Annotated in this window: 13 protein-coding genes; 11 read left to right on the forward strand and 2 right to left on the reverse strand. The window is 72.6% G+C overall.

Features of this window, described 5'->3' with window-relative positions; genetic code table 11:
* Positions 1 to 43: 43 nt before the first annotated feature.
* The 11 genes from AES38_RS06510 (at position 44) to AES38_RS06560 (ending at position 10437) form a co-directional block, all read left to right on the forward strand.
* Complete coding sequence (locus tag AES38_RS06510; RefSeq protein ID WP_053774287.1) at positions 44 to 1501, forward strand: sugar porter family MFS transporter; 1458 nt, start codon at positions 44 to 46, stop codon at positions 1499 to 1501.
* Between the two features lie 227 nt (positions 1502 to 1728).
* Complete coding sequence (gene rpsB, locus AES38_RS06515; RefSeq protein WP_053774288.1) at positions 1729 to 2676, forward strand: 30S ribosomal protein S2; 948 nt, start codon at positions 1729 to 1731, stop codon at positions 2674 to 2676.
* A gap of 111 nt (positions 2677 to 2787) precedes the next feature.
* Positions 2788 to 3615: a translation elongation factor Ts gene (gene tsf / locus AES38_RS06520; RefSeq protein ID WP_053774289.1), complete on the forward strand. Its 828-nt coding sequence runs from the start codon at positions 2788 to 2790 to the stop codon at positions 3613 to 3615.
* Positions 3616 to 3773: 158 nt separating this feature from the next.
* Positions 3774 to 4490: a UMP kinase gene (gene pyrH, locus AES38_RS06525; protein ID WP_043672556.1), complete on the forward strand. Its 717-nt coding sequence runs from the start codon at positions 3774 to 3776 to the stop codon at positions 4488 to 4490.
* A gap of 153 nt (positions 4491 to 4643) precedes the next feature.
* The gene (gene frr / locus AES38_RS06530) at positions 4644 to 5162 is read left to right on the forward strand and encodes a ribosome recycling factor (protein ID WP_052129175.1); all 519 of its coding nucleotides are present in this window, start codon (positions 4644 to 4646) and stop codon (positions 5160 to 5162) included.
* Positions 5163 to 6203: a phosphatidate cytidylyltransferase gene (locus tag AES38_RS06535; RefSeq protein ID WP_081001857.1), complete on the forward strand. Its 1041-nt coding sequence runs from the start codon at positions 5163 to 5165 to the stop codon at positions 6201 to 6203.
* Positions 6204 to 6213: 10 nt separating this feature from the next.
* Positions 6214 to 6759 carry a DivIVA domain-containing protein gene (locus AES38_RS06540; protein WP_053774290.1) on the forward strand — a complete coding sequence of 182 codons (546 nt, stop codon included), beginning with the start codon at positions 6214 to 6216 and terminating at the stop codon, positions 6757 to 6759.
* Positions 6760 to 6953: 194 nt separating this feature from the next.
* Positions 6954 to 7571 carry an aggregation-promoting factor C-terminal-like domain-containing protein gene (locus AES38_RS06545; protein WP_244629250.1) on the forward strand — a complete coding sequence of 206 codons (618 nt, stop codon included), beginning with the start codon at positions 6954 to 6956 and terminating at the stop codon, positions 7569 to 7571.
* Positions 7572 to 7644: 73 nt separating this feature from the next.
* Positions 7645 to 9375 carry a cation:proton antiporter gene (locus AES38_RS06550; protein ID WP_053774292.1) on the forward strand — a complete coding sequence of 577 codons (1731 nt, stop codon included), beginning with the start codon at positions 7645 to 7647 and terminating at the stop codon, positions 9373 to 9375.
* Positions 9376 to 9409: 34 nt separating this feature from the next.
* Entirely contained in the window at positions 9410 to 9706 is a 297-nt protein-coding gene (locus tag AES38_RS06555) for an Rv1322 family protein (protein ID WP_043672539.1), read from the forward strand.
* Positions 9703 to 10437, forward strand: coding sequence for an alpha/beta hydrolase (locus AES38_RS06560; RefSeq protein ID WP_053774293.1), 735 nt, complete (start codon positions 9703 to 9705; stop codon positions 10435 to 10437). Before AES38_RS06555 ends, AES38_RS06560 begins: the two co-directional genes overlap by 4 nt.
* Before the next feature lie 42 nt (positions 10438 to 10479).
* Here AES38_RS06560 and AES38_RS06565 read toward each other — a convergent pair whose 3' ends face one another.
* Positions 10480 to 11538 (reverse strand): AI-2E family transporter, encoded by a 1059-nt coding sequence (locus AES38_RS06565; protein WP_053774294.1) that lies wholly within the window; start codon positions 11536 to 11538, stop codon positions 10480 to 10482.
* 25 nt (positions 11539 to 11563) lie between these two features.
* On the reverse strand, positions 11564 to 13339 hold the full coding sequence (locus AES38_RS06570; RefSeq protein WP_053774295.1) for a coiled-coil domain-containing protein: 1776 nt from the start codon (positions 13337 to 13339) through the stop codon (positions 11564 to 11566).
* Positions 13340 to 13533 lie beyond the last annotated feature (194 nt).

The raw sequence follows: 13533 nt of genomic DNA on the forward strand, positions 1-13533 counted from the left end.
GCGCGGTCCCCCGCCCGGCGGAGAAGTGGCAGAGTGGTCCGTTGTGAACGAGACGACGACCCCCCGGGATGAGAAGAAGCTCCAGCGACGCGCGATCGGGTTGGCCGTCTCGGCCGCGGTGGGGGGCTTCCTCTTCGGGTTCGACTCCTCGGTCATCAACGGCGCGGTCTCCGCGATCCAGGGCCGGTTCTCGCTCAGCGAGACGCTCATCGGCTTCGCCGTCGCCAGCGCCCTCCTCGGCTGCGCGCTCGGCGCCTACCTCGCCGGCCGCATCGCGGACCGCTTCGGACGGCGCTGGACCATGATCGCCGGCGCGTTCTTCTTCTTCATCAGCGCATTCGGATCCGGCTTCGCGTTCAGCGTCTGGGACCTCACCATCTGGCGCGTGGTCGGCGGCCTCGGCATCGGCATCGCCTCGGTCGTGGCCCCCGCCTACATCGCGGAGATCTCGCCGAAGCTCCTCCGCGGGCGCCTCGCGTCGCTCCAGCAGCTCGCCATCACCCTCGGCATCTTCACCGCCCTGCTCTCGGACGCCGTCTTCGCCGGTGCCGCGGGCGGCGCGTCCGAGGGCTTCTGGTTCGGCCTCGAGGCCTGGCGCTGGATGCTCCTCGTCTGCGCGGTCCCGGCGATCGTCTACGGCTTCCTCGCCTTCCGCCTCCCCGAGTCCCCGCGCTACCTGGTGGAGAAGGGGCGCAAGGACGAGGCGCAGGAGATCCTCGCGAGCGTCTGGAAGCAGGAGGACATCGACCGCGCCAGCCGCGACCTCGAGCGCCAGATCGAGGAGGACCGCGTCGCCAAGCGCACCGGGACGCTCCGCGGCAACAAGCTGGGCCTCCAGGGCATCGTCTGGATCGGCATCATCCTGTCCGTGTTCCAGCAGTTCGTCGGCATCAACGTGATCTTCTACTACTCCACGACGCTCTGGCAGGCCGTGGGCTTCGACGAGTCCCAGTCGCTCACGACCTCCGTCATCACGGCCGTCACGAACGTCGCCGTCACCTTCATCGCCATCGCGCTCGTCGACCGCATCGGCCGCCGCCCGATCCTCCTGACCGGCTCGCTCGCGATGGCCGTGTCCCTCGCCGTCATGGCCATCTGCTTCAGCCAGTCGTCGACCGACGCCGGCGAGGTCTCCCTCCCGCAGCCCTTCGGCGTCATCGCGATCATCGCGGCCAACGTGTTCGTGATCGGCTTCGGCGCCTCGTGGGGACCGCTCGTCTGGGTGCTGCTCGGCGAGATCTTCCCGAACCGGATCCGCGCCAAGGCCCTCGGCGTCGCCGCCATGGCCCAGTGGATCGCCAACTTCGCCATCACGGTCTCGTTCCCGGCGCTCTCCGCGTTCTCGCTGCCGTTCACCTACGGCATGTACGCGGCCTTCGCGGCGCTCTCGTTCGTGTTCGTGCTCACCAAGATCCCGGAGACCAACGGCATGTCCCTCGAGGAGGCCGAGACCCTCTTCGTCGACAAGCCGAAGAAGCGCAAGGACTCCGCGCGCGCCTGATCCGGCGGGCCGCCCGGCGGGTGGTAGCATCGACCAGCACCCGATCCAGGTCGGGTGACTACGCGTGCCCATCAGGCCTCCGCATCCACTCGGTCTCCTCCCGGCGATGAACCACGTCGCCACCAGGAGCGGATGCGCGCCGGGCACCAGGATCAGCGGTCGTCCCGACCGCCGAGCGAACCGACGAGGCGCGCCGCGCGAGCGCGCGCCGGAACAGGAGTACGGCCATGGCCGTCGTCACCATCCGCCAGCTGCTCGACTGCGGCGTCCACTTCGGTCACCCGAAGACGCGCTGGAACCCGAAGATGAAGCGCTTCATCTTCACCGAGCGCTCCGGCATCTACATCATCGACCTGCAGCAGTCGCTGGCCCTCATCGACAAGGCCTACGACTTCGTCAAGGAGACCGTCGCCCACGGCGGCACGATCCTCTTCGTCGGCACGAAGAAGCAGGCGCAGGAGTCCATCGCCGAGCAGGCGCAGCGCGTCGGCCAGCCCTACGTGAACCAGCGCTGGCTGGGCGGTCTGCTGACCAACTTCCAGACCGTGCACAAGCGCCTCAACCGCCTCAAGGAGCTCGACCTCGTCGACTTCGACGACACGACGCGCGGCTTCACCAAGAAGGAGCTGCTCATCCAGCGTCGCGAGCGCGACAAGCTGGAGAAGAGCCTCGGCGGCATCCGGAACCTCACCAAGACGCCGTCGGCGATGTGGGTCGTGGACACCAAGAAGGAGCACCTCGCGATCGACGAGGCGCGCAAGCTCGGCATCCCCGTCATCGGCATCCTCGACACCAACTGCGACCCCGACGAGGTCCAGTACCCGATCCCGGGCAACGACGACGCGATCCGCTCCGTCGCGCTGCTGACGCGCATCATCGCCGACGCCGCCGCCGAGGGCCTCATCCAGCGCCACCAGAAGCCCGACGCCGAGGGCTCCGCGCCCGCCGAGCCGCTGGCCGACTGGGAGCGCGAGCTCCTCGAGCAGGGCGACGCCGCCACGGCCGCGCTCCCCGTCGAGGAGAACGACGTCGACGCCGAGGTCTCCGCCAAGAACGAGGCGAAGTCCGAGGACGAGGTCCCCGCCCCCGTGCACGCCCCCGAGTCCGACGACGCCACCGAGGCGAAGATCGAGGCCGAGGCGACCGAGGCCGAGAAGGCTCCTGTCTCCGAGTAGTCCGAGCACACGCACCATCCCGACGGGCGGGCGCGGGGAACCGCGTCCGCCCGTCGGGCTCTCACCTCCGGGAGACCCCCGGATCACCACCTACAGAAGGAGTCCACGAGCATGGCGAACTTCACTGCCGCTGACGTCAAGGAGCTGCGCGACCGCCTCGGCGCCGGCATGATGGACAGCAAGAACGCGCTGGTCGAGGCCGACGGCGACATCGAGAAGGCCATCGAGATCCTGCGTCTCAAGGGCCAGAAGGGCAACGCCAAGCGCGGCGACCGCTCCACGGCCGAGGGCCTCGTCGCCGCCAGCGAGAAGGACGGCGCCGCCACCCTCATCGAGCTCGCGTGCGAGACCGACTTCGTGGCCAAGAACGACAAGTTCATCGCGCTGTCCGAGTCCGTCCTCGCCGCCGTCGTCGCGGCCGGTGCGTCCTCCGTCGAGGAGGCCCTCCAGGCCCCCGCCGGCGAGCAGACCGTCGACCAGCTGATCAGCGACCAGGCCGCGATCCTCGGCGAGAAGATCGCGCTCCGCCGCGTCGCCCGCCTCACCGGCGAGCACCAGGAGATCTACCTCCACCGCACGTCGAAGGACCTCCCGCCCCAGGTCGGCGTCGTCGTCGACTACTCGGGCTCCGACGCGGAGACCGCGCGCAGCATCGCCCAGCACATCGCGTTCGCCAACCCGGAGTACCTCGCCCGCGAGGACGTCCCGGCGGACAAGGTCGAGGCCGAGCGCGCGATCGTCACCGAGATCTCGCGCAACGAGGGCAAGCCCGAGGCCGCCCTGCCGAAGATCATCGAGGGTCGCCTCACCGGCTACTTCAAGCAGGTCGCGCTCCTCGAGCAGGACTACGCGAAGGACAACAAGCAGTCGGTCAAGAAGGTCGTCGAGGCCGCGGGCCTCACGGTCACGGGCTTCGCCCGCTTCAAGGTCGGCGCCTAGCACCACCACGGGGAGCCCGGGTCGTCTCGACCCGGGCTCCCTTCTCCATGCCCGGGCGAGGACGGCGACGCGATCCGCCGTCGTCCCCGGCCGGGCGCCACAGTAGATTGGACCGGGGCCGGATCCGGCGACCGGAACGCGAGGACGGGAACAGCACCATGACCGATCAGACCACCACCCGCCGCGTCCTGCTCAAGCTCTCCGGGGAGTCCTTCGGCGGCGGTCAGATGGGCGTGGACCCGGACGTCGTCAGCGCGCTGGCCCGCGAGATCGCGGAGGCCGCGAAGACCGTCGAGGTCGCGATCGTGGTCGGCGGCGGCAACTTCTTCCGCGGCGCACAGCTCTCGCAGCGCGGCATGGACCGCGGCCGCGCCGACTACATGGGCATGCTGGGGACCGTCATGAACGCCCTCGCCCTGCAGGACTTCCTCGAGCAGGCCGGCGCCGCCACGCGCGTCCAGTCGGCCATCTCCATGACCCAGGTCGCCGAGCCCTACATCCCGCGTCGCGCCGTGCGCCACCTGGAGAAGGGCCGCATCGTCATCTTCGGCGCCGGAGCCGGTCTCCCGTACTTCTCGACCGACACGGTCGCCGCCCAGCGCGCCCTCGAGATCTCGGCCACCGAGGTGCTCGTCGCGAAGAACGGCGTCGACGGCGTCTACACGGGTGATCCGCGCACCGACTCCTCCGCCACGCTGCTCGACACGGTCACCTACCAGGACGCCCTGCAGCGCGGCCTCAAGGTCGTCGACTCGACGGCCTTCAGCCTCTGCATGGACAACGACATGAAGATGGTCGTCTTCGGCATGGAGCCGGGTGGCAACGTCACCCGCGCGATCCGGGGCGAGCGCATCGGCACCATCGTCTCCAACTGACGACCGGCGCGCAGGTGCCGCGCGGCCGGACGGCCGCTCGGCACCGGTGCGCCTCCCCATCCGCGTTAAGATCGACCGGGCGCCCACCGCGCCCGCGCTACCGAAGGAGATCCCGTGACCGTCGCCGAAGTCCTCGCAGATGCCCGAGACCGGATGGGCAAGGCCGTCGAGTCGGTGAAGGAGGACTTCGGCACCGTGCGCACGGGCCGTGCCAACCCCGCCCTCTTCCAGAAGGTCATGGTCGAGTACTACGGCAGCCCCACGCCGCTCGGCCAGCTCGCGAGCATGAACAACCCCGAGGCGCGCACGCTCATCGTCACGCCCTACGACAAGACGGCCCTCAAGGAGATCGAGAAGGCCCTCGTCAACGTGCCGAACCTCAGCGCCACCGTCGGCAACGACGGCGAGATGGTGCGTCTCACGCTCCCCGAGCTGACGGAGGACCGTCGCAAGGAGTTCGTGAAGATCGTGCGCGGCAAGGCGGAGGAGGGGCGCGTCAGCGTCCGCAACGTCCGTCGCCGCTCGAAGGACGAGCTGGACGCGCTCAAGGGCGAGGTCGGCGACGACGAGGTCGCGCGCGGCGAGAAGGAGCTCGAGGCCCTCACCAAGACGCACACCGACCAGGTCGACGACGCGCTGAAGCGCAAAGAGACCGAACTCCTCGAGGTCTAGGTGCCACGCCCCGAGGATCCCGCCGAGCGGGCGCCCGTCGTCCCGCCCGCCGCGGGACCCGACGGCGCCCCTCGGATCCGCCGGCACCGCGGCCGCGTGACGCGCGCCGAGTTCGAGGCGCAGGTGCAGGCGACCCGTGCCGACCTCACCGCGCAGGTCCGCGCGACCCGCGCCTCCCTCGAGGCGACGAACGACCGCATCAACGCCCGCACGGGACGCAACCTGCTGTTCGCGGTGTCCGTCGGCCTCCTGCTCGGCGGCGTCGTGCTCGTCAGCCTCGTCGTGGTCAAGGAGCTGTTCCTGCTCATCGCCGCGGCGCTCATCGCGTTCACGGCGTACGAGCTGGCCACGGCGCTCCGCCAGGCCGGCCGTCGGGTCCCGCGCGTCGGCTCGGTCATCGCGTGCGTCGCGCTGCTGCCGATCACGTACTTCGGCCGTCCGGACGGCCAGTGGCTGGGGCTCCTCGGCGCCATGGCCTTCCTCGCCGCATGGAGGGTCGTCGAGCAGGCCGTGCCCGCGCGTCGGACGTCGGCGCGCGCGCTCGTCGGCGACATCGGATCGAGCCTCTTCCTGCTCGCCTACGTCGGGCTCCTCGGCTCGTTCGCGGTGCTGCTCACGGCGGGCGACGGCGGGGAGTGGTGGACGCTCGCGTTCCTCATCCTCGTGATCTGCTGCGACACCGGTGCCTACGTCGCCGGCCTCAACTTCGGCAAGCACCCGATGGCGCCCACCATCAGCCCGAAGAAGACGTGGGAGGGCTTCGCCGGCGCGGTGGTCGCGGCGGTGGTCGCCGGCGTCCTGCTCTCGCTGTTCATGATCCATCAGGACTGGTGGTTCGGGATCGTGCTCGGGCTCGTCATCGTCGTGACGGCGACGCTGGGCGACCTCGCCGAGTCGCTCATGAAGCGCGACCTCGGCGTGAAGGACATCAGCTCCTGGCTGCCCGGCCACGGAGGCTTCCTCGACCGGCTCGACTCGGTCCTGCCGTCCGCCGCGGTGGCCTATGCGCTGTTCCTCATCGTCACGGGCGGCACCTCGTAGGATGTCCCGGATGACCACCACCTTCCCGAGCGCGGGACGCCGCGAGCGCGGCTACGACCCGGACCAGGTCGACGCCTTCCTGCGCGACGCGCGCCGCTGCTACGACGACGAGGCCGACCGGTCGCTGACCTCCGAGACCATCCGCCGGGTCTCCTTCGACATGCGCCGCGGGGGCTACTCCGCCGCCGCGGTGGACCGCGTGCTGGAGCGCCTCGAGGACGCCTTCGCCGTGCGCGAGCGCGACCGCACCGTGGCGCGCGTGGGCGAGGACGCGTGGAACGCCGAGGCCCGACGTGCCGCCCAGGAGATCCTCGACCGGGTCAGCCGGCCCGCGGGGGAGCGGTTCGACCGGGCCGGCCTCCTGACCACCGGCTACGACCGCCGCGAGGTGGACCGCTTCGCCGACCGCGTCGCCAAGTACTTCCGGGGGACCAAGCCCATGAGCGTCGACGACGTGCGCACGGTGGCCTTCCACCCGCGCCGCGGCGGATACCGCGAGGCGCAGGTCGACCTGCTGCTGGACGCGGTCATCGACGTCATGAACGCCGTCCGCTGAGCCGGGACCGCGCCTCCTCCCCGCCGTCCCTGCCTGGCAGGACGCCCCCGAAACCGGCCAGGAGTCGCCATCCGGGTAACGGTTGGGTAAAGTCGTCCGAAGCCATGGGTAGACACACGAACGTCCTCGCTCCTCGCCAGCCGCTCACCGCCGCTGCGAGGCCCGCTCCTCGTCGCCGCTCCGCGTTCTCGCGCGTGGCCGCCCCCACCGTCGCGTTCGGTGCCGCTGCCGCCTTCATGCTCGTGAACGTCGTGGATCCCACGTCGGGCGCGGTCGCGAACCCGCAGTACCAGGAGTACCAGGCCACCGTCGCGCAGCTCGCCCGAGCCGACGCGCAGAGCCTGTCGGTGGCCACCGCGGACACCGCCGTCGAGATCGAGCCCGGGTTCGAGTCGGTCGCGCCGCCGCCGCCCCCGCCGCCGCCCGTCGTCCCGAGCGCCCCGTCCGCCGGCTCGGGCGCCAAGTCGTCCGGCGGTGCCGGAGGGGGAGGCGGAGCCATCGCCGTCCCCGACCCGGGCAGCGCGAAGGGCATCGCCCGCAGCATCCTCGCGTCGCAGGGCATGGGTGACGACCAGTACGCCTGCCTCGACTACCTGTGGACCAAGGAGTCCGGCTGGCGGGTGAACGCCTACAACCCGAGCGGCGCCTACGGCATCCCGCAGGCCCTCCCCGGCAGCAAGATGGCGTCCGTCGGGGCCGACTGGCAGACCAACCCGGCCACGCAGATCACCTGGGGCCTGCAGTACATCGACTCGCGCTACGGCTCCCCCTGCGGAGCGAAGGCGCACAGCGTCCTGAAGAACTGGTACTGACCACGGCGGAGCCCGCCGGGTCGTCGGCGCCCCCGGGCGTCGGCGCGGCCGCGTGCGGGGCTAGCCTCTGAGCATGGACTACGCGGCTCTCGGCGTCGCCGGGATCGCGACCCTCGTGGCCGTCACGCTCCTCGCGCGCCGGATCCGCGTCGCCACCCCGCTCGTGCTGGTCCTGGTCGGCGTCGGGGTGTCGTTCCTGCCCGGCGTGCCGCCCGTCGAGGTGCCGCCCGAGCTGATCCTGTCGGGGGTCCTGCCGCCGCTCCTCTACGGGGCGGCCGTGACGGTGCCGCTCGTCGACCTCCGGCGCAACCTCCGCACGATCGTCAGCCTGTCGGTGGTGCTGGTCCTCGTCTCGGCCTTCGGCATCGGCCTTTTGATCTACGCGCTGTTCCCGGACCTGTCCTTCGCGGGGGCCCTCGCCCTCGGCGCGGTCGTCAGCCCGCCCGACGCCGTGGCGGCCACGAGCATCGCCCGCCGTCTCGGCCTGCCGCCGCGGCTCGTCACGGTCCTCGAGGGGGAGGGCCTGGTGAACGACGCCACCGCGCTCGTCCTGCTGCGCACCTCCATCGCCGCGGTCGGCGCGACCGTCGACCTCTGGCAGGCGGCCGGCGGCTTCGTCCTGTCCGCGGTCTGCGCGCTCGCGATCGGCATCGTCGTCGGCGTGATCACCACCGAGGTGCGGCGCCGGCTCGACGACCCCGTGCTCGACACCGCGATCTCCTTCGCCGTGCCGTTCGTCGCGTTCATCCCGGCGGAGGAGGTCGGCGCGTCCGGCGTGCTCGCCGTGGTCGCCGCGGGCATCTGGTCGGGGCACCGCAGCGCATCGACGCTGTCGGCGCAGTCGCGCATCAACGAGCGGCTGAACTGGCGCACGGTGCTCTTCCTGCTGGAGAACGGCGTCTTCCTCGTGATGGGCCTCGAGCTCCGCGACATCGTCGACGAGGTGCACGAGGCCGACCTCGGCGTCGGGACGGCGGTCGCGTACGGGGTGCTCACGCTCGTGGTGCTGACGCTGATCCGCTTCGGGTTCCTCGTGCCGCTGCTCCTCGGCCTGCGCCGTCACGAGGAGCACGCGGCGGAGCGCACGCGCCGCGTGCGCCGCGGGCTCGAGCGCCTGCGCCGGGCCCGTGGGGGCGACCGACCGTCGCGCCGGGAGCGGGCGGCCGCGCGGATCCTCCGGCGCCGACGCGCGGACCACCAGGCGCTGCGCTCCCAGGGCCTCGGCTGGCGCGGCGGCCTCGTCCTCGGCTGGGCGGGCATGCGCGGCGTGGTGACGCTCGCGGCGGCGCAGTCGCTCCCGTCGGGGACCCCCTACCGGGCGCAGCTCGTGCTCATCGCGTTCACGGTCGCGATCGTGTCGCTCCTCGTCAACGGCGGCACGCTGCCAGCGGTCATCCGCGTGAGCGGGATCCGCGGCAGCGACGCCGTCGAGGACCAGCGGCAGCTCGCGGAGCTGGTCGCGGAGCTCGCGGACGCCGGGATCCGCGCCGTGGACGAGGGCGTGCGGCAGCTGCCCGAGGGGACCGTCGTGGACGACGAGGTCGTCGAGCGCGTCCGCCGCGACACGGCGATGAAGGCCGAGTGGGTGAGCGAGCGCGCCGAGGCCATGGCGGCCGACGACGGCGCCCCGATCACGCCGCGCGCCGCGTACCTGCTGCTCCGGCGCCACGTCCTCGACGCCGAGCGCGCGGCCCTCCTCGAGGCGCGCGGCACGGGGGAGCACCCGTCGCGGGTGCTGGCCCGGGCGCAGCGCATGCTCGACCAGGAGGAGGCGCGGCTGGGCCGTCAGGCCGATGCCGGCTGACGGGGCGGCGCGCGACGCGGCCTAGGATCGGATCATGCCGCGCAGCAACCGACCCCGGGGGAGACGCCGCCCGGTGGACGACGACGAGGACGTGCTGACGCGCCTCCTCAGCGGCTCGCAGCAGACGGAGACCCGGCGCGGCCGCGTCTGGAACGTGCAGCCCGTCTCGGCCGCACGAGCGCTCAAGGTCTACCGCTGCCCCGGCTGCGCGCTCGACATCGAACCCGGCCACGCGCACGTCGTGGCGTGGCGCGCCGACGGCATGATGGGCGAGCAGAGCGACCTCGCCGCACGCCGCCACTGGCACACCCACTGCTGGAAGGTCTCATGACGGACACCGCCCCCCGCCCCATCACCAGCTCGACGGAGCTCCCCGCGCGTCGCGAGGACGTCGAGCTCATGACCGCCGACGGCCTGCGCCTGGTGGGGGAGCTCGCGCTGCCGGCGGAGCGGGATCCCGTGGCCACGCTCGTGACGCTGCACCCGCTGCCCACCGCGGGCGGCTTCATGGACTCGCACGTGCTCCGGAAGGCGGCGCTGCGGCTGCCCGCGCTGGCCGACCTCGCCGTGCTGCGCTTCAACACGCGCGGCACCGCGTCCGCGCGCGGCACGAGCGAGGGCGCGTTCGACGGCGGCGACGGCGAGCGGCACGACCTGGCGGCCGCCATGGACCTCGTCGCGGCCCGCGGCCTCCCGGCGCCGTGGATCGTGGGTTGGTCGTTCGGCACCGAGGTCGCGCTGAGGCACGGACGGGGCCACCCGGTGGAGGGCGCGATCCTGCTGTCCCCGCCGCTGCACCGGGCGACGGCCGACGAGGTGGCCGCCTGGCACGGGGATCCGCGCCGGCTCGTGATCCTCGTCCCGGAGCACGACGACTTCCTGCGGCCCGCGGAGGCGCGCGAGCGCTTCGCGTCGGTGCCGGAGGCCGAGCTGATCGCCGTCGACGGCGCCAAGCACCTGTGGGTGGGGGAGACGCAGGTCTCGCGCGTGCTCACCGAGATCGTGCGCACGGTCAATCCGTCGGCGCTCCCGCTCCCGACCGAGTGGCCCGTCGCGGCCTGACCCCGCCCGCCCGCGGGCGCCCTCCGGGGACGTCCCGGCGGATCAGCGCTCGTTCTGGAGCGGCATCGCCACCTGGCGGATGATGAGCAGCACCGCGGCGGCGACCGGCACCGCGATGAGCGCCCCGAGCACGCCGAGCAGCGTGCCTCCGGTGAGCGCGGCGATGACCACGACCACGCCGGGCACCTTGACGGCCCGGTTCATGATGTTCGGGCTCAGCACGTACGCCTCGATCTGCATGTAGACGAGGTAGTAGATCGCCACCGCGATCCACGTGTTCGTCGACTCGGGGAGCAGGACGACCTGGCCGAGCACGATGAGCGCCGAGCCGGTGATCGTGCCCACGAGCGGGAGCAGCGAGAACAGGAACGCGATGAACGCCCAGACCGCCGGCAGCGCCGCCCCGACGATGCTGAGGTAGATGAAGCTGAGGACGCCGTTGCAGAGCGCGAGGCCGACCTGGCCCATCACGTAGCGGCCCACCGACTGCGTGATCTGCTCGGAGATGTCAGCGAAGCGCGCGCGGCGCGTGGCCGGCACCAGCTTGTAGATCCCGCTCTTGAAGGAGTTGAGCGACGCCGTGAAGTACATGGTGAGGATCACGATGATCACCATGCCGAAGAGGAAGTTGCCGATCGTGAAGGCGACCGTGAGGACGTTGCCCGTGATGGTGGCCACGTTCGCGGCGTTGGACAGGTACTGGACGAGCTGGTCCGCACCGGTCTGCACGTCGAACACCTCGCGCGGCACGAACGACTGCAGGTTCTCGATGAACTGGTCGCCGCTGACGCTCTGCGCGTACTGCACGATCTGCGTGACGAGCGCGCTGGCCTGGTTGACGACGACGGGGATGACCGCGAGCAGGACGCCGGCCAGCGAGCCGAGCAGCACCAGGAAGATCACGAGGATGGCGACCGGGCGCGGGACGCCCTTGCGCTCGAGGAAGGTCACGAGCGGGTCGATGCCGAGCGCCAGGAAGATGGCGGTGCCGACGTAGGTGAGCACGGTGCCGAGCGAGACCAGCGCGCCGCCGATGACGAGCGCGGTGAGGACGCCGAGCCCCGCGAGGAGGCCGAGCCGGTAGGGGTTCTGGATCTTCACGTCAGGCCTCCGAGTGGGCACGCGCTCAGGGCGCGGTGCGGGGTTCGTCGTCGTCGGAGGAGGCGTCGTCCGCCTGGGTCAGCACGCCGCGGACGTTCTCGAGGTACGCGGCCACCGCCTCGCGCTCGATCCTAATGCGGTCGAGCCGCTCCTCCGCGTCCGCGACGGTCTCGCGGGCGCGGCGCTCGGCGTCGGCCACGGTCTCGCGGGCGCGGCGCTCGGCGTCGGCGATGGCGGCGCGGGCATCGTGGTCGGCGTCCTCGCGGGTCGTGCGCGCCGCGTCGCGGCTCTCCACCGCGAGCGTCTCCGCTTCTTCGCGCGTGGACGCCAGGAGCGCGGTGACCTCCTGCAGCCGCGCCTCCGCCTCGCCGAGGTAGGCGGCGGTGCGCTCGGCCGCCTCCCGCTGGCGCTCCGCGGCGTCGCGCGCGTCGTGGTCGCGGCGGGCGGTGATCTCGGCGTCGAGGTCGAGGTGGCCCTGCTCGATCTCGCGGCTGAGCGTCAGGCGCGCCTCCTCGGCCTCGGCCGCGAGCTCGAGGCGGGTCTCCGCGGCCTCCCGCTCGAGGCGCAGGCGCTCGGCCTCGCGGCGGTCGGCCTCCAGGGCCTCGGCCTCCGCGATCTCGCGCTCGAGAGCCGCGCGGGCCGTGACGGCCTCGAGCTCGAGCTGCGCGCGCGTGGCCCGCGTCTCGCGCTCGAGCCGTTCGGTGCCCTCGGCGACGTCGCGCGCGAGGTCGGTCCGCGCCTCCTCGACCTCGCGGGCGAGCTCGGCCCGTGCGGTCGCCACCTCGAGCTCGAGCGCCTCGCGCGTCTCGGCGATCTCGCGCTCGAGGGCGGCGCGGGTCTCCTCCACGTCGCGGTCGAACGCGGTGCGCTCGGCGTGGATCCGGCGGTCGAAGTCGTCGCGGGACGCCTGCACCTCGCGGTCCCAGTCGGTGCGCGCCTGCTCGATCTCGCGGTCGAGGTCGGCGCGGGTCCGCTCGTCGAGCTCGGCGAGGGCGATGCGCTGCGTCTCCTCGTCGAGGCGCATCCGCTCCTCCGCCTCGCGCACGTCGCGGTCGAGGTCGGCGCGCTCCTCGGCGACGGACTCGTCGTGCCGGGCGCGGGCGTCGGCGAGCTCCCGCTCGAGGGCGCCGCGCGCGAGCACGGTCTCGCGGGCGAGGTCGGCGGCGTCGCGGCGGGCCTCGTCCGTCTCGCGGTCGACTCGGGCCCGCAGCTCGGCGACCTCGCGGGCGGCCTCGGCGCGGAGGCTCGCGGTCTCGCTCTCGGCGGTGCCGCGGAGGTCGGCGACCTCGGTGCGGGTGCGGAGGAGGAGGGCGGCCGCCTCGCGCTCGGCGTCGCTGCGGAGACCCTCGGCGCGGTCGTCGGCGCGCTCGCGCAGGTCGTCGGCCTCGCGGCGGGCGGCGTCGAGGATCTGCGCGGCCTGCGCACGCGCGGAGTCCACGAGGTGGCGGGCGGTCGCCTCGGCCTCGGCGCGCTGGGCGTCCGTCTCCTCCTGGGTGGCGCGGCGGAGGCGGGAGGCGTCCGCGTCGGCCTGGGCGACCAGCCGCGTCGACTGCTCCTCGGCGACGCGGAGGGTGGCCTCGAGGCGGGATCCGAGGCCGGCGAAGGTGGGGCTTCCGACCTCCTCGAGCTCGTCGCGCAGCTCCTGCTCGCTGCGGCGGAGGCGCTCGAGCTCGGACCGCAGCTCGGCGCCCTGCTGGTTGGAGCGGATGAGCTCCCGACGCAGGTCGCCGACGGCCCGGTCGACCTCGTCCCTGTTGTAGCCGCGCATGGCGGGGCTGAACGGCGTGTCGTCGTGGGGCACGGGGACTCCTTCGCGGGGCTCGCCTGCGCCGGGCCGGGCGCGGCAGGTGCCGATCCTACCGAGTCGCGGGTCCCCGCCCCCGTGGCCCTCCTCGGTCGGCGGGCGACCGCCCGAGGAGGCGCTCCCAGCGTCGTCCGGTATCCTTCGATGTCGTCGTCCGTCGCCGGCCCCTCCGCAGCTGGGCGGGTACGACG

It is taken from the genome of Clavibacter capsici (genome assembly GCF_001280205.1).
Lineage (GTDB): Bacteria > Actinomycetota > Actinomycetes > Actinomycetales > Microbacteriaceae > Clavibacter > Clavibacter capsici.